Source organism: Methylomonas sp. LL1 (assembly GCF_015711015.1).
Lineage (GTDB): Bacteria > Pseudomonadota > Gammaproteobacteria > Methylococcales > Methylomonadaceae > Methylomonas.
The window spans coordinates 3891722-3907498 of sequence record NZ_CP064653.1; the positions used below are offsets into that span (position 1 = coordinate 3891722).

Sequence of the window (15777 nt, forward strand, 5' to 3'; positions counted from 1 at the left end):
TTTCCGGACACACAGCTAAGCAGCTTTAAGCTGCACTTCGTAGTCAACGGGCGACAGGTAGCCATTGGCGGAATGAAGTCGCTCGCGGTTATAAAACACTTCGATATATTCGAATACGGCCTGCCTGGCCTCGGATCGGGTTCGATAGGTCTGGTGATGTATCAACTCGGTTTTCAGGGTATGAAAGAAACTTTCCGAGACGGCATTATCCCAGCAGTTTCCCTTACGACTCATGCTTTGCCGGATGCCGTGTTGCGTTAATAAGGCTCGATGGCTGTCCGATGCATATTGGCTGCCGCGATCGGTATGCCATAGCAAGCCTTTCTCGGGCTTGCGCTTCCAAACCGCCATCAGTAGCGCATCGTTCACCAGTTTGGTCCGCATATGTTCGGCCATAGACCAGCCCACGACTTGCCGGGAATAGAGATCAATCACCACGGCCAGATACAGCCAGCCCTCCTGCGTATGGATATAGGTGATGTCGCCGGCATAGACTTGATTGGGCTTTTCCACGGCAAATTGCCGATCCAGGTGATTGGACGCAACCGGTTGATGATGCTTCGAATTCGTCGTGGCTTTGAATTTGCGCTTGGTTTTACAGGCCAACCCCGCTTCCCGCATCAAACGACCGATACGGCGGCGGCTGACGGTTCGGTTCTGAGCGGATAAGGCGGCTTTGAGACGGCGCGTACCGTAGGTTGCCCGGCTTTTGCCAAAGGTGCTTTGGATCATCTCGGATAGGGCGGCATCGTCTTGTTCGCCCGCAGAGGGGCCTTGCTTCAGCCAGTCGTAGTAGGCGCTTCGGGATACCCTCATGAACCGGCACAGGGTATCTACCGCAAAGTCCTCTGCATGCTGCTTGATCCAGGCGTACTTCATCTTTGTTCCTTGGCGAAGTACGCCGCTGCCTTTTTTAGTAAATCGCGCTCCTCGGTCAATCGGGCCACTTCCTTCTTAAGGCGCTTGAGTTCATCGTACAGATGTTCATCGGTACGGACCGCTTTATTGCTGTCTTTGGGGCGACTGTATTTTCCTATCCAGGTATGCAAGGTATTGACGTTAATGCCAAGATCCTGGGCTACCTGGCTGATCGGTTTATCGGATTCATTCGCCAACTTGACGGCTGAGGCTCTGAATTCGGCTGTATAGGTATTGGGTTTTTCTTGGCTCATTTTGGATTCACGCTTTTTCAGGTTATTTTAAAAAGTGTGTCCGGTTTAGTGTAGCCACATCAAGGTGACAAAACTGATGCTCTGCTTCATGTAACAAATGTCTCCCGCATGGCTTTGCCTCGAACAATAAAAATTGCGTCAATTTCTGGGAAACATCATGGTGCCCATCAAACTGGTGGTGATGCTAAAAATGATAATAGCAGGTATCGACGCTAACGCCCATTTGACCATCAATACCACGATGGAAAAAACGGCATCTGTAAATCGACTACGATGACTTTCTTAGCTTCTTCGTCGCTCATGGCTCTGTTAATAGCCAGAATAGCAGAAAATGTGTAGGCCGGTGAAATCTGACCGAGCTTCGTCAGTTATGTTAACTGCGATTAGGAAAGTAATTGCAGCTTCGGAAAATTGCGACAAACACTTTGCGTATTGCCTCATAGAAAAAAGTAACCGAAGGGTCAAAGTCGTTGCCTCACATTAGAGGTAACCTGGATGTGTGAAAAAATGAGTTTCAATTGTTGCTCAATGGCCGCCTTGATAGCAAATGGATTGAGTTTGGCATGCTGTTTCCGGAGAGCGTGTTTGGTGGCTTCCGGGATGTTAGGATGATCGATCACCCGTTGATAAGGGGTTTGCGGCGCGTGGTATTTTTTGATGATCTTGGCGCCGTCCCTGTGTTTTTTGTGAAGTTTTAGGCTGGGACAGAAATGATTTTGCAAAGGACACCAAAGGGTGCTGTATACCTGGTTCATCAACGGCACCAGGGAGGCGTTGTCCAGCCGGTCGTAGCCGAATAATTGTCGGGCGTGCGTCCAGTTTTTCTGCTCGACATGGGCATTGTCATTCTTTTTGTAGGGCCGGGAGCGTGTGAAGGCGGGTTGCTGTGGATGATCGGTGAAATAGCGCAACAAGTGCTGGTTGAGAAATTCAGAACCGTTGTCACAATCGAAGCCCTTCAACGGGAACGGCAATAGTCCTTCGATGGCCTGAATTTGTTCCAACACCCCTTGCGAACCTTTGTTCCAGGTCGTTCGGCACTCGGTCCAGCCAGTCACGATATCCGTCATCGTCAGGCTCCAGACGAAATCACCCGCTAGTGAATTCCCGCAATGAGCCACCGTGTCAGCCTCGACGAAGCCAGGCTGAGTTTCGTTCCAGTGATGGGTGCGGATGGGAATCTGGGATTTCAACAGCGAACCGGGTTTAGTGCCGGACAAGCCTTTGGAATTCTGGACACGCAAGGGCTTGAGCAAGCGATCCAAGGTCGCCGCCGAAATCGTCAGCAAGTCGACGCGAACACTGTCCGCTAGTGTGCCGTACTGGTCTTCGTAGTGTGGTAACCAGAGCGGAATTGCCGCCTTCAAGCGCTTGCCGCACAACTGGTCACTGGCGAACCAGATGCGTTTCAGGGGCTCCAGCAACACCTCGGCTTGATATTTTCGCTTGGGTCCGGGCCGTTTGGTTGGAGAGGCTGCTGGCTTTGCTTTTCGATTCAGTAGACGAATGGCGTACTTGCGGGCGTAGCCGCAGACTTCGCAAAACTCGTTCAGGATCATTTGTTTAGTGGCCCTATCGCTTTGTCGATAGCGCTTTTGGATGGCTTGCAAATAGGCTCGTCGTTCGCGTTTCCCATGGTGGTAACCCGCTTGATTTCGGTTACACACAATGTGAGGCAACGACCCGTTTTTATTGCCCCCTTGGGTTACTTTTAATTTGAGGCAATTCGTTTGGTCGCCTGTCGATTATTTTTGTAACTTTTTGATTTATAATGGTGCCGGCAATAGGAATCGAACCTACGACCTTCGCGTTACGAGTGTAATGAGCTGCTTTTCCCTCGCTTTCTCAAGTGTTCTCGTTTCATCTTAATTGTTTGATTTTTATAGGGAAGTATTAGCTTCCCTCCTAAATCAACATCCCCATAGTTCCTTCAAAATCGCTGCTTTTCCTGGCGCAATTACACAGGAATTACACACACTTTATCTGACTCCAACAGCTGATTTACCTAGCTTTCGTTGTCTTCGTCACTTTCGAATCTTTTCTCGATCAACGTTTCGCCATCTTGTTTGTCCTGTTTGATAGTGACCTTAGGTTGCTTTTTGGAAGGAACTTCAAACTTACGAAGATTGAGACGTTCAAGTTGTGCTAGAAAATACGAGTCGTAATGCCAATTCGGTTTTGCTGAAATTGGCTCTGGTTTAGTGTCGGTGATGTCGCTCATATTGCTTTTTCGTTAATTTCGATCAAGTACCGCGAGAAAACTTGCTGCATTGATAATGGGGGTAACACCAACTCGCTGCATTGAAAGCAAATCCCGCTTATCTCCTGTAACAAGAAAATCAGCTTTGCATTCCAAAGCAATGGCTAATATCGGATTGTCGTCAGGGTCTTTGCATAGATCGACTGCTGGGAGCGATTGGTAAACGAAAGCATTAAGCTTGATTCCGTTTATCATCTGCCCCGCTTCAGCAGGGTTGATAAATTTTTTGAGTTTTGGATAGCGACTGACACGACGAAACTCTTCAAGTTGCCATGATGTGTCTGGAGCAACCAACCTTTCTGATGGCCACAGCGTGGACAGCAAAACCCTTCAGGCCACCTGAGGTTGATGATGGCTTGAAGACAACTTTTTTCATCGGCAAAGTGCTGTTGCCACTCCCAAAAACTCGTGATCTTTGCTTGCATGACCGCTCTCCAGAATATCCCACTAAAATTCAGATCGGGTAACCTGTGGTAAGTTCATAGCCATGAATTTATTTGATTCATTACGCCACCTCAGTGAGCAAAATAAAGCAGCACTGCGGAAGGTGTCCTGAATTTTGTGTAAACGGGTTTAATTAACGGTTTGGCATCCGGTCGTCGAACTGAATGCTAAACCGATTTAAAGCCGCTTTCCAGTCATGCAATGGCATGGTCCATTTTTTACTGATATTCATCAGCGCCAGATAAAACAGTTTCGATAATGCCTCGTCATTGGGGAAAGAGCCACGATTTTTGGTGATTTTCCTCAGGCTCATATTGACCGACTCAATGGCATTGGTGGTGTAGATGATTCGGCGTATTTCCGGCGGATAGTCGAAAAACGGGATGCCCCGACTCCAGTTACGCCGCCATATCTGGGCAATCGAAGGATAATCGCCATTCCATTGTGCCTCGAACTCAGCCAATTGCTGCTCGGCTTCTGCAACGGTAGCCGATTGATAAATCCGCTTGAGGTCATCGGCAATCCGTTTGCGCATTTTCCAATTGACATAGTTCAGGCTGTTACGCACCAGATGGACGATGCAAAGCTGAACGGCGGTTTGCGGATAAACGGTTTCGATGGCTTCGGGAAACCCTTTCAGCCCATCGACACAGGCGATAAAAATGTCCTGCACGCCGCGATTTTTCAGTTCGGTGACCACCTGTAACCAGAACTTAGCCCCTTCGGTTTGGGCGATCCATAACCCCAGAACTTCCTTCTCGCCATTCAGATTGATACCAATCGCCAGATAGACGGCTTTGACCCGCACAGCGCCGGTATCGCGCACTTTGACGTGTATGCAGTCGAGATAGACAATGGGATAAACCGGTTCCAGCGGGCGCGATTGCCAGGTTTTAACTTCATCGGCTACCGCATCGGTGACCGAGGAAATCAACGAAGGCGAAACCTCGGTGCCATACAGCTCTTCCAGATGACTCTGAATTTCTCGGACCGTCATTCCACGCGCATACAGCGAAATGATCTTGTCGTCGAAGCCAGTCCAGCGCGTTTGATGTTTGGCGACGATTTGCGGCTCGAAGCTGCCATGACGGTCACGCGGAATCTCAATCGGTAATTCGCCGAAGTCGCCTTTCAGGTTTTTTCGGCTTTTGCCATTACGGGCATTGCCACTCGGATTGGTGATGGGGTCATGCTTGGCGTGGCCCAGATGTTCGGTCAGTTCGGCTTCCAACGCACGTTCCACCAGCGCCTTGGTTAATTGCTTCAACAGACCATTTTCACCAATCAGGTCTTCGGGTTTTTGATAACCCGATAGCAAGGTATCGAGCAATTCGGTTGGGATGGATTTTAATACGGTCATTTTTGCTCCTTTAAGGATCGGCAGTTTCCTGCCTAATGGCCGTTTACACAAAAATTCTTACACCCTCGCACTGCGCCTAAATTTGCGCCTTGCTGCGGTTATGTTGCTTCAACTCGACGGGCAATCTAGTTGTAAAGCTTTATCTATCAACCACTTAAATGGTGCCGGCAATAGGAATCGAACCTACGACCTTCGCGTTACGAGTGCGCTGCTCTACCTGCTGAGCTATGCCGGCTTTTTGTATTATTTGTAGATGGATTTGGGGTCTTTCAGTACCGGTTCGGCAGTTTGCCATTCGCCGTCATGCAGGCTGCGGAAGAAGCAACTTTGTCGTCCAGTGTGGCAGGCGATTCCGCCTTGTTGTTCTATTTTAATCAAGATGACGTCGGCATCGCAATCCAGTTGAATATCGATGACTTTTTGCCGATGTCCGGACTCTTCGCCCTTGCGCCATAAACGCTGGCGTGAACGCGACCAGTATACCGCATACCCCTCTTTCACGGTAAGTGCCAACGATTCGCGATTCATCCAGGCGAACATCATCACGCGACTCGTATCGTGCTGCTGGGCGATGACAGGCACTAGGCCGTCTTCGGTCCATTGGATTTCGTCCAGCCAAGCTTCGCTCACAGTCTCACCTCTATGCCTTTGGATTGCATGTGGTGTTTGGCTTGTTCTATGTTGTACTCGCCGAAATGGAAAATGCTGGCCGCCAGTACCGCATCGGCCTTGCCTTCGATGATGCCGTCAGCCAAATGGTCTAAGGTACCGACGCCGCCGGAAGCAATTACCGGAATGGTGACGGCTTCGCTCACTGCGCGGGTCAATGCCAGGTCGAAACCGGACTTGGTGCCGTCTCTGTCCATGCTGGTCAACAGAATCTCGCCGGCGCCATAGTTCATCATTCTGACCGCCCATTCGACGGCGTTGATGCCGGTGGGTTTGCGGCCGCCGTGGGTAAAGATTTCCCAGCGGTTTTCCTCGCCGTCGTGGCTGACTTTCTTGGCGTCGATGGCGACCACAATGCACTGCGAACCGAATTTTTCGGCCGCTTCCTTGACGAATTCGGGCCGAAACACCGCCGCGCTGTTGATGCCGACCTTGTCGGCGCCGGCATTCAGCATACGGCGGATATCTTCCAGCGTTCTGATGCCCCCACCAACCGTCAATGGGATGAACACCTCGCTGGCTACTTCCTCCACCACATGCACGATGGTGTCGCGGTTGTCATGGGTGGCGGTAATGTCCAGGAAGGTGATTTCATCGGCGCCTTCCCGGTCATAACGGCGGGCGATTTCCACCGGGTCGCCGGCATCGCGAATGTCGACGAATTTGACACCCTTGACCACGCGACCGTTATCGACATCAAGACAGGGGATGATACGTTTAGCAAGACTCATGAGTTACGGCGGGCTAGAAATGGGGAGCGAGTGGCAATCATGAGCCTACGTCGGTGAACGATTCCGCCAGTTTTTCGGCTTCGGCAAAGTCCAAGGTGCCTTCGTAAATGGCTCGTCCGGTGATAGCGCCCATGATACCTTCGTGAGCCACGGTGCCCAAGGCGCGAATATCGTCCATATTGGTAATGCCGCCGGATGCGATGACCGGAATTGTGATCGAGCGCGCCAAATGGGCGGTGGCTTCAACGTTGACGCCTTGCATCATGCCGTCGCGGGAAATGTCGGTGTAGATAATGGCCGAGACACCTTGTGCTTCGAATTTTTTAGCTAGATCGACCACGTCGTGACGGGATAATTTCGACCAGCCATCGATAGCAACTTTACCGTCTCTAGCATCTAAACCGATGATGATGTGACCGGGGAACTCAATTGCCACGTCGCGCACAAAATGCGGTTCGCTGACGGCTTTAGTGCCGATGATTACATATTCCACGCCAGCTTCCAGATAGGCCTGAATGGTATCTTCGTCGCGGATACCGCCGCCAATTTGTACCGGCACGTCGGGATAAGCTTGGACTATGGCATGAATGACTTCGGCGTTTTTAGGCTTACCGGCAAAAGCTCCATCCAGATCGACCAGATGCAAACGCCTGGCGCCGGCTTCGACCCAGCGACCGGCAACGGCGACCGGATCATCGGAGAATACCGTATTGTCGTCCATCCGGCCTTGGCGCAAGCGAACACATTTCCCTTCTTTTAAATCAATTGCAGGTATCAGCAACATAGTTCAATCTCAACGGTTAAATCACTCGATCAAAAGGTTAAAAAAAGCCAAAGTATTGGTCGCTTCAGCGTCCTGCCTTGCTCGACAGTGGCACATCGCTGCGTAGCGCGGCATACGATATTAAGCAGCGCCATCCCAGCGCAAAAAATTCTGTAACAATTGCAATCCCGCCGTCTGGCTTTTTTCCGGATGAAATTGCACGGCGAATACATTGTCCTTGGCTAGCGCGCAAGTAAATGGCCGAGGATAGTCGCTGCTGGCAATGCTGTCTTGCTCGCGATCGGGGGCGGCGAAATAGCTATGCACGAAATAAAAACGGCTGTCTTGCGGAATGTCATGCCAAAGCGGGTGAGGCTTTTGTTTGACTCGGTTCCAGCCCATATGCGGGATTTTCAGTGCCCGCCCTTCGGCATCGGTCAGATTATCGGGAAAATGGCGAACGTGGCCGGGAAACAGATTCAAGCAGGCCGTGCCACCGTTTTCCTCGCTATCGGTCAACAAGGCCTGCATGCCAAGGCAAATTCCCAGAAAGGGTTTGTTCCGCGCCACGTCGTTGATCACGTCGGCCAAGCCTAGTTCCCGTAAAGCCTGCATGCAGTCGCGCATGGCGCCCACGCCGGGAAAAACCACCCGGTCCGCCGTTTTAATGACATGGGCGTCGGCACTGATTTGCACATGAGCCCGAGCATCGGCATGTTGAAGTGCTTTGGCGATGGAGTGCAGATTACCCATTCCGTAATCGATAACGGCAACTGATGACATAAAAACTTGAAGATTAAGAGGAAAACAACTTGAAGGATTATAGACTACCTTTGGTTGAAGGCATGATACCTGACATGCGCGGGTCGGGGCTAATCGCCATGCGTACCGCTCTGCCGAAGGCTTTAAAAACCGTTTCGGCTATATGGTGGGCATTTCCGCCCTTCAGGTTGTCGATGTGCAGCGTGACACCGGCATGATTGACGAAACCCTGGAAAAATTCGCGAAACAAATCGGCATCGAAACTGCCTATCATCGCCCGTTTAAATTCAACTTGATAAAACAAGCCGGGACGGCCGGAAAAATCGACCACGACTCGCGACAGGGATTCATCCAGCGGGCAATAAGCATGGCCGTAACGGTAAATGCCTTTTTTGTCGCCCAATGCCCGCGCAAAAGCCTGGCCCAGGGTGATGCCTATGTCTTCGACGCTATGATGCGCATCGATGTGCAAATCGCCTTGCGAAACCAGGTCCATGTCGATTAAGCCGTGGCGAGCTACCTGATCCAGCATATGGTCGAGAAAAGGTAAGCCGGTGCTGAATGAAGCAGTACCATTGCCATCCAGGTTTATGGCAATTTTAATCCGGGTTTCTAGGGTATTACGTTCAACCTGTGCGGTGCGTGAATTCATGCTGGAGGCAAATGGGTTATTTCCGAACTAGTTTACGTGATTGTGACATCTACGCCAAACTCTTACTGGCAATTTCGTACACATCCTTTGAAAGGTGTTCGGCGGCGATAATGCGCTGCAATTGCTGTTGCATCAATTCTTGACGCTCCGCATCGTAACGGCGCCATTGCGCCAGTCCGGATACCATCCGCGAGGCGATTTGCGGATTGAGACTGTTCAACACCAGCACTTGGTCGGCCAGGAAACGATAGCCCTCGCCGTTTTTGGCGTGAAAATGCAGAGGATTGGATTGACTGAAGGCTCCGATCAGTGCTCGTACCCGATTTGGGGTTTTTATATCAAAGGCCGGATGCCGCATCAGTCTCTGCACGGTGGCAAAGGTATCCGGCATACTGCTGCTAGCCTGCAACGCAAACCATTTGTCGATAACCAAGGCTTCCTGCTGCCATTGCTGGTAAAAATGATCCAGGCAATCCACTTTTGCGGGGTGATGGCTGTTGACGATCACCGTTAAAGCAGCCATCTGGTCCGTCATGTTGCGGGAGCCGCGGAATTGTTGTTCGGCCAATCGATAGTAGTCCGCTGCTTCCCGTTTGATCAGATAGCTCAGGCAGACATTTTTCAGTCGCCTTCTGCCGACCGCGCCCGCGTCGAAACAGCCGGATTCGTCACGATGATGCCTGTCGTAAAGCCGCTGGAAATCGGTTTGCAATGCTTCAGCCAAACTTGATTTGACGAATTCGCGAGCCTGATGAATCGCATCGACATCGATCACCGCCATTTGCCCGGCCAGATAGCTTTCTTCCGGCAGCGACAGTAATAATGCGCGATAAGACAAATCATCGCCTTCTTCCGCCAACACGCCGTGGAAGGCTTCAATCATCACTGGATCGAGCCGTAGCCCACGATCATTTTGTAGATCGTCGATCAGTTTGAAAATGATCTGGCAAGCCAATTGTTGGCCGGCCTCCCAGCGATTAAACGTGTCGCTGTCGTGGCGCAGTAAAAACGCCAGCTGTTCCTGGCTGCGCGGCATTTTCAAGTTGACCGGCGCGGAAAAACCTCTGAGCAACGATACCAGGGGTTGTTCCGATAACTGCTCGAATACAAAGGTTTGTTCGGCTTCGGTGAGGCTTAAAGTCACTTCGTCATGAGTTTGGCCGTTCCAATGCAGCGGAGCCGCCGAGCCGTCACTTGCCAGCAAGCCCAACTTCACCGGAATGTGCAGCGGTTGTTTCACCGGCTGATTCGGCGTAGCAGGACAGCCTTGCTGTATCGTTAAATACAGTTTTTGCGAATCGGCGTCGTAACGCTGCTCGACCGTCAGCACCGGTGTACCGGCTTGCGAATACCAGCGGCGGAACTGACTTAGTTCCACACCGTTGGCGCTTTCCATCGCATTGATGAAGTCTTCGCAAGTTACCGCCTGGCCATCGTGGCGTTTGAAATATAAATCACAGCCCTTGCGAAAACCTTCGGCACCCAGCAAAGTGTGCAGCATGCGCACCACTTCCGCGCCTTTTTCGTAGACAGTCAGGGTATAAAAGTTATTGATTTCGATGTAGGCTTCGGGACGCACGGGATGCGACAACGGGCCGGCGTCCTCGGCAAACTGGCGGGTACGCAGGGCATTGACATCCTCGATGCGTTTGACTGCCGGCGAGGTTCTATCGCCACTGAATTGCTGGTCGCGGAATACCGTAAAACCTTCCTTCAAACTCAACTGAAACCAGTCGCGGCAGGTCACCCGGTTGCCGGACCAGTTGTGAAAGTATTCATGGCCGATCACGCCTTCGATATGCTCGTAATCGCTGTCGGTGGCGGTATCGGGTCGGGCCAGCACGAACTTGGTGTTGAACACGTTCAAGCCCTTGTTTTCCATCGCGCCCATGTTGAAATGGTCGACGGCCACGATCATGTACAAATCCAGATCGTATTCCAGGCCGTAGGTTTCCTCGTCCCAGCTCATCGCGTTTTTCAGCGATTGCATCGCGTGCGCGCATTTGTCGACGTTATGCTGTTCGACGAAAATTTCCAACGCGATACTGCGGCCGCTGATCGTGGTGAAGCTGTCCGACACGCATTCCAATTGGCCCGCCACCAGCGCGAACAAGTAGCAGGGTTTAGCGAACGGATCCTCCCATCTGACCCAATGCAGATTATTGTCGAGTTCGCCTTGAGCGATTTTATTGCCGTTGGATAACAGCACAGGATAGAGACTTTTATCGGCGGTTAGTGTGGTTTGGAATCGCGTCATCACATCCGGTCTGTCCAAAAACCAGGTGATTTTGCGGAAACCTTGCGCCTCGCACTGGGTGCAGAGCATGCCGCTGGATAGATACAAGCCTTCCAGAGCGGTATTGGCCTGGGGATTGATGCGGTTTTCGATGCTGATCGCGAACAGCCTGTCTTGAGGGACTGTGTGTATCGTCATCGCTTCCTGACTGACGCTAAAATCGGCATCAGCCAGCGGTTTGCCATCCAGCGAAATACTGATCAGCTCCAGTTCTTCGCCCATTAATACCAAGGAAACACCACCTGCCTTGCATTGCGGATTGCGGCGTATGCTCAGTCGTGAATGTACCAGGGTGCGGGTTTCATCCAGCTCGAAATTCAGCTCGACATTGTCGATCAAATATTCGGGCGGGGTATAGTCCTTCAGGTAGACAGTGTTGGGAGCTGCATCGCGCATCTTTATCGCTCGTCGGGTTGAATGGTTTTAGGTTTGTAGGAAATCAGCCAGTAGGTCAGGCCCAATGCCACGATCACCGCGGCAATAGCGAGGATGTAGCGCCAATCCAAGTCTTTGAAATCCAGCATGATGACTTTACGGGATATTGCCATCAAGGCCGTGGCTATCACCATCTTGATCGGCAGCACATCACGTTTGATGTACACGGTGATGTTAATGAATATTTCAATGGCGATCAGCACAGCCATGAATGAGCCGAAAACCACCAGAATGTCGCTGACCGTCAGCAACAGAAACGGTTCGGCAACCAGGCGTTGATACAGCACGTAAACGACGTCGGCAACTCCCCACAAGATGACCAATGTCATCAATACGGCCAAGACTCTGACCGCAAAGTGAATCACTAAATGCAGTGCCTTGATTAAGCCATCTTCATCGATAGTCGGTAATTTTTCCTCGTGGCTATCCAAGTCGCGCTGGTTGCGGCCGGACGCATGTGGAGACGCGGTAGTCGAAGGACGAATCGGGGCTTTATCCATGGTTCAGTTCCTCTGGTATTGAAAGGCGACCAGGGCCAATAAGCCCCATCCCAGTAACAAGGCGAGTCCGCCAAGCGGCGTGATCATGCCCAGCCAGCCTATATCAAATAGGGTTAGCAAATAGAGGCTGCCGGAAAACAGCACGATGCCGGCAACTAGCGACCATCCGGCCCAACACAACCATTTATGTGGCGGTAGCACCGCAATCAATGCGAGCAGCAAGGCATGCCACATTTGATAGCTTACCGCTGTTTTGTAGATGTCCATGTAATGCTCGGACAGCATGGGCTTAAAAGCATGAGCGCCGAAAGCCCCCATCGTCACGCCCAAGAAACCGGCTAAGGCGGCAATAAACATAAAACGTGCTTGCATTATTTCTCCAGCAAACGCGGTATCAGCTGCACCAGATTGCATGGCCGGGTACGGTAATCAAGCTGATCCTTTATCAAATGTTGCCAAGCGGTTCGGCAGGCGCCGGACGAACCAGGTAGGCAGAAAATGTAAGTGCCGTTGGCAACGCCGGCCACGGCGCGCGATTGCATGGTCGAGCTTTTGATCTCCTGGTAGGAGACCATCCTGAAGACTTCGCCAAAACCATCCAACAGCTTGTCCAGCAACGGAGTAACGGCTTCCGGGGTGCCGTCGCGGCCGGTCACGCCGGTGCCGCCGGTGCTGATAATGATCTGAATCTCGCTGTCGGCTATCCATTGGCTGACGATAGCACGAATTTGATAAATGTCGTCGGGAACGATTTTCTTGTCGCCAAGCTTATGCCCAGCCTCGGTCAGGCCGGTAACCAGGGCTAAGCCGGATATGTCATCGGCTTCGGTTCGCGTATCCGATACGGTCAATATCGCAATATTCAGAGGGATAAATTCTCGTTCTTGGTTCAAGCGCTTCTCCAGCATAAGCAGAACAGCATTCTAAGTAACCCCTCAAGAGCAAGCAAGCGATGTTTCTTGATCGTTTATGGGTGGGGGCCGTCGGATAACACGGTTTTTTTGTGGTCATTCATTGCGCCTGTGATTTACCTGTTTTGCGCGCAACGGTCGATATAACAACGAAGCTGAGTTTTTCGTGAGGTCATAAAAGCGTAAAAAACCACGCCGATCAATCCACTGAAACGTCATGCCTTATATGACGCAATTGTGTCTTTGTATGCTGGTTGTGAGACGCGTCTCGATTTGAGTATTGCACATTAGTCCAATGTTTGAAGTAGATCACGGATGTTAATCTTGAGCCGGTGCGTGTAATGCCGGAAATTGTTGACGCATTGTTGTTTCAAATCTTTTATTTTTCTGTCATAAACGCGTAATATGCCTCATGTATAAGGCATATCACTTACATCTAGTGTTAGATGACACAATTATTTCATTGTCCATGCGGTTTAAGGAGGATTCGATTTAGATATACCCATATACAAGTTTCTATTAACCACTTTGCTGGCTGCATCCAACGGTGCATCGGCTAGCGGATGGGCACGCACCAACAACTTGCACTGTTAATTTCTTTGCTTATTCAGGTTTTGTTTTCGACTCTTTAGACAGCGTCGTGAACTAGATGGGGTATTTGTTAAGAGACTGAAGCAGGTGGCTGGCGGCCCGATTTGTCGGATTTACCTATTAGGAAGATTAACGTATGAAAAAACTGAATTTATTTTTGGCCGCGGCCAGTCTTGCCCTTGCCAGTTCAGGCGCTAACGCGGCGCTGGTTACCGTTTCAGGGGCAACGGTCAATTTCTCTTTTGATGATGACTTTTTGAGCCCTTTATTCGGCAGTTACTCGGTAGCTGGCGATACCTTGAAATTTTCGCCAACCACTTTTAGCGTTGAAAAAGACAGTAAAGGTTTGGCCAAAATATCTGCCACTACACCCTTGATCACTGTTTCGGCAAAATCGGGTTATGCTTTGAATGGCCTTGAGTTATTTGAACAAGGCGATTATTTGCGTATAGAAGATGCCAATAAAAGCACTAAAGTTAGTGTTCTCGGCCAGTTCATCGTTAACGATACCCCTGCCTCAATTCAACCTGCCGATTTATTGAACGTTGCAATCTCGGCAGACGACTACTTTGAAGACGATAACCTTAATCCTCAGACTACAATCTGGAATGCAGTAAATCATGTTTCTTTGAGTTCGGCAGACTTCGCTACGGTTAAAATTGAGAATATCCTGGTGGCAGGTGTTAAAACCGACACAGGCTTGAACTTGGCGTTCATCGAGAAAAAACTAATGAATCTGAGCGCTGAAACCATCTCTTTTGCGGCTCCTGTTCCTGTCCCTGGTGCGATATGGCTGTTTGGTTCCGCCTTGGCTGGTATTGTTGTTTCCAGGCGTAGTAGTCTTGCCGCCCGATAGCTCAATACCATTCTTGATGGTCATTTGATCGATACTTCCGACCCAACATATCACCCGTCACCGATATATTGGGTCCCCCAGTAAAAACAAACCAGCTTCCAACTCCTTCCCAAACAGTTTTTAGCTGCGTCATATTGATTACGCTAAGACTGTCGTAAGATTAGCTCTTACACACTCAAACAGCCTCTTCGGGAAAAGCCATGATTCAGTCGATTACCCGTTACGAAAAAATCGCCAGTCTTGCCGCGCTGTGTTTGCTTTTATTTGCCTGCTATCAGGTGCTGCAACCCTTCATCTTCGACCTGCTCTGGGCCGCGATACTTTGTTATGTTACCTGGCCGTTATATTCGAAATTGCGCGGCTGGGGGTTGACACGCGACTGGGCCGCGACTTGCATGGTTTTGCCGATAGGAATCTTGCTGCTGACACCGTTTGTTGCGGCCGCATTCACTTTTACCGACGACATCAATCGCATGCTGAAATGGTTGGGTGACAACTCGCATAGTTGGCCGGGGACCCCGCCCAACTGGCTAAAAAACCTGCCGTTAGTTGGCGACAGTGCAACCGAGGCCTGGAAAAATTTCGGTGACGATTCCGGCCGTATCATCAATCTAGCCCGGCAATACGCTTTAAGTGCCAGCAGCTGGGTATTGAAGCAAGGGATCAATCTGGCAGGTGAGTTGATGCATATGGGGCTTAGTATTCTGGTACTGTTTTTTTTATATCGCGATGGCGAGGAAGTTGCCGCGCATGTGGTCAGTGGCATGCAACGCCTGGCGGGAGAGCAGACTCAGCGTATTTTGCATATTGTCCGGACCAGTTTGCGCGCCGTGGTTTACGGCATACTGGGCACGGCCTTGGCGCAGGCGTTGGTTTCGATATTGGGGTTCATGATTGCCGGCGTGCCTTATGCGTTTGCGTTAGGTGTGGTGGCTTTCTTTTTGATGATCATTCCCGCCGCGGGAACCATAGTCTGGCTGCCGATAGCCGTCTGGCTATTGCTGGAAGGCGAGACCGGTTGGGCTATTTTTATCGCGCTATGGTTTTTATTGCTTGTGGGCACTATCGATAACTGGCTGCGGCCTATTCTGATAAGTCGCGAAGTGGAATTGCCGTTCGTGTTGATCATGTTCGGCATTTTCGGCGGCCTGCTGGCCTTCGGCTTTATTGGGGTATTTATCGGTCCAACCTTGCTGGCGACCAGCTATGCGCTAATGCTGGATTGGCTGATTCGAAAGGAGCATGAGACGTTGGAGCCTTTAGCCGACGACACCAGGCAAAGTTGAGTCGTTGGTCTAAGCCCGATAAGTAGTACGCGTTGAGTTCGGGATTCGGTATCAGAGAACGGATTTGGGGGGCATGGTGACATAGTCGT

16 protein-coding genes, 1 tRNA gene and 1 pseudogene are annotated in these 15777 nt (G+C 50.8%); 2 read left to right on the forward strand and 16 right to left on the reverse strand.

The annotated features are described in order from the left end of the window. Nucleotides 1-15: 15 nt before the first annotated feature. The 16 genes and pseudogenes from IVG45_RS18230 to moaB all read right to left on the reverse strand — a co-directional run bounded on the left by IVG45_RS18230 (nt 16) and on the right by moaB (nt 12937). A pseudogene (locus IVG45_RS18230) lies at nt 16-1172 on the reverse strand (IS3 family transposase). 461 nt (nt 1173-1633) lie between these two features. Then, complete coding sequence (locus IVG45_RS18240) at nt 1634-2782, reverse strand: integrase (protein ID WP_230874645.1); 1149 nt, start codon at nt 2780-2782, stop codon at nt 1634-1636. Between the two features lie 395 nt (nt 2783-3177). Next, complete coding sequence (locus tag IVG45_RS18245) at nt 3178-3393, reverse strand: hypothetical protein (RefSeq protein WP_196435204.1); 216 nt, start codon at nt 3391-3393, stop codon at nt 3178-3180. A 12-nt stretch (nt 3394-3405) separates the two neighbouring features. After that, complete coding sequence (locus IVG45_RS18250; protein WP_442923341.1) at nt 3406-3726, reverse strand: putative toxin-antitoxin system toxin component, PIN family; 321 nt, start codon at nt 3724-3726, stop codon at nt 3406-3408. Then, nucleotides 3624-3857: a transposase gene (locus IVG45_RS23045; RefSeq protein ID WP_442923342.1), complete on the reverse strand. Its 234-nt coding sequence runs from the start codon at nt 3855-3857 to the stop codon at nt 3624-3626. Before IVG45_RS23045 ends, IVG45_RS18250 begins: the two co-directional genes overlap by 103 nt. A gap of 152 nt (nt 3858-4009) precedes the next feature. Then, nucleotides 4010-5236: an IS256 family transposase gene (locus tag IVG45_RS18255; protein ID WP_196435206.1), complete on the reverse strand. Its 1227-nt coding sequence runs from the start codon at nt 5234-5236 to the stop codon at nt 4010-4012. A gap of 159 nt (nt 5237-5395) precedes the next feature. Continuing rightward, nucleotides 5396-5471, reverse strand: a tRNA-Thr gene (locus tag IVG45_RS18260). Nucleotides 5472-5479: 8 nt separating this feature from the next. Continuing rightward, nucleotides 5480-5866: a phosphoribosyl-AMP cyclohydrolase gene (gene hisI, locus IVG45_RS18265; protein WP_196435207.1), complete on the reverse strand. Its 387-nt coding sequence runs from the start codon at nt 5864-5866 to the stop codon at nt 5480-5482. Then, nucleotides 5863-6636, reverse strand: a complete 774-nt coding sequence (gene hisF, locus IVG45_RS18270; RefSeq protein ID WP_196435208.1) for an imidazole glycerol phosphate synthase subunit HisF — start codon at nt 6634-6636, stop codon at nt 5863-5865. Before hisF ends, hisI begins: the two co-directional genes overlap by 4 nt. Nucleotides 6637-6673: 37 nt before the next feature. After that, the gene (gene hisA / locus IVG45_RS18275) at nt 6674-7420 is read right to left on the reverse strand and encodes a 1-(5-phosphoribosyl)-5-[(5-phosphoribosylamino)methylideneamino]imidazole-4-carboxamide isomerase (protein ID WP_196435209.1); all 747 of its coding nucleotides are present in this window, start codon (nt 7418-7420) and stop codon (nt 6674-6676) included. Nucleotides 7421-7540: 120 nt separating this feature from the next. Next, entirely contained in the window at nt 7541-8182 is a 642-nt protein-coding gene (hisH, locus tag IVG45_RS18280; RefSeq protein WP_196435210.1) for an imidazole glycerol phosphate synthase subunit HisH, read from the reverse strand. A gap of 37 nt (nt 8183-8219) precedes the next feature. Then, nucleotides 8220-8813: an imidazoleglycerol-phosphate dehydratase HisB gene (gene hisB, locus IVG45_RS18285; RefSeq protein WP_196435211.1), complete on the reverse strand. Its 594-nt coding sequence runs from the start codon at nt 8811-8813 to the stop codon at nt 8220-8222. A 49-nt stretch (nt 8814-8862) separates the two neighbouring features. After that, on the reverse strand, nt 8863-11505 hold the full coding sequence (pepN, locus tag IVG45_RS18290) for an aminopeptidase N (protein WP_196435212.1): 2643 nt from the start codon (nt 11503-11505) through the stop codon (nt 8863-8865). Between the two features lie 2 nt (nt 11506-11507). After that, on the reverse strand, nt 11508-12044 hold the full coding sequence (locus tag IVG45_RS18295) for a phosphate-starvation-inducible PsiE family protein (protein WP_196435213.1): 537 nt from the start codon (nt 12042-12044) through the stop codon (nt 11508-11510). A gap of 3 nt (nt 12045-12047) precedes the next feature. Next, nucleotides 12048-12416, reverse strand: coding sequence for a DUF423 domain-containing protein (locus IVG45_RS18300; RefSeq protein WP_196435214.1), 369 nt, complete (start codon nt 12414-12416; stop codon nt 12048-12050). Beyond that, nucleotides 12416-12937 (reverse strand): molybdenum cofactor biosynthesis protein B, encoded by a 522-nt coding sequence (gene moaB / locus IVG45_RS18305; protein ID WP_196435215.1) that lies wholly within the window; start codon nt 12935-12937, stop codon nt 12416-12418. Before moaB ends, IVG45_RS18300 begins: the two co-directional genes overlap by 1 nt. A 745-nt stretch (nt 12938-13682) precedes the next feature. Between moaB and IVG45_RS18310 the strand changes: the two genes are divergently transcribed. Next, nucleotides 13683-14402, forward strand: a complete 720-nt coding sequence (locus IVG45_RS18310) for a PEP-CTERM sorting domain-containing protein (protein WP_196435216.1) — start codon at nt 13683-13685, stop codon at nt 14400-14402. Between the two features lie 200 nt (nt 14403-14602). Continuing rightward, entirely contained in the window at nt 14603-15688 is a 1086-nt protein-coding gene (locus IVG45_RS18315) for an AI-2E family transporter (protein ID WP_196435217.1), read from the forward strand. Nucleotides 15689-15777: the final 89 nt, after the last annotated feature.

Bases quoted from the DNA above. Each gene is read 5' to 3' on its own strand.
- IVG45_RS18245 (WP_196435204.1), bottom strand. From the start codon at position 3,393: ATGAGCGACATCACCGACACTAAACCAGAGCCAATTTCAGCAAAACCG.
- IVG45_RS23045 (WP_442923342.1), bottom strand. From the start codon at position 3,857: ATGCAAGCAAAGATCACGAGTTTTTGGGAGTGGCAACAGCACTTTGCC.
- IVG45_RS18255 (WP_196435206.1), bottom strand. From the start codon at position 5,236: ATGACCGTATTAAAATCCATCCCAACCGAATTGCTCGATACCTTGCTA.
- hisF (WP_196435208.1), bottom strand. From the start codon at position 6,636: ATGAGTCTTGCTAAACGTATCATCCCCTGTCTTGATGTCGATAACGGT.
- hisA (WP_196435209.1), bottom strand. From the start codon at position 7,420: ATGTTGCTGATACCTGCAATTGATTTAAAAGAAGGGAAATGTGTTCGC.
- hisH (WP_196435210.1), bottom strand. From the start codon at position 8,182: ATGTCATCAGTTGCCGTTATCGATTACGGAATGGGTAATCTGCACTCC.
- hisB (WP_196435211.1), bottom strand. From the start codon at position 8,813: ATGAATTCACGCACCGCACAGGTTGAACGTAATACCCTAGAAACCCGG.
- pepN (WP_196435212.1), bottom strand. From the start codon at position 11,505: ATGCGCGATGCAGCTCCCAACACTGTCTACCTGAAGGACTATACCCCG.
- IVG45_RS18295 (WP_196435213.1), bottom strand. From the start codon at position 12,044: ATGGATAAAGCCCCGATTCGTCCTTCGACTACCGCGTCTCCACATGCG.
- IVG45_RS18300 (WP_196435214.1), bottom strand. From the start codon at position 12,416: ATGCAAGCACGTTTTATGTTTATTGCCGCCTTAGCCGGTTTCTTGGGC.
- IVG45_RS18310 (WP_196435216.1), top strand. From the start codon at position 13,683: ATGAAAAAACTGAATTTATTTTTGGCCGCGGCCAGTCTTGCCCTTGCC.
- IVG45_RS18315 (WP_196435217.1), top strand. From the start codon at position 14,603: ATGATTCAGTCGATTACCCGTTACGAAAAAATCGCCAGTCTTGCCGCG.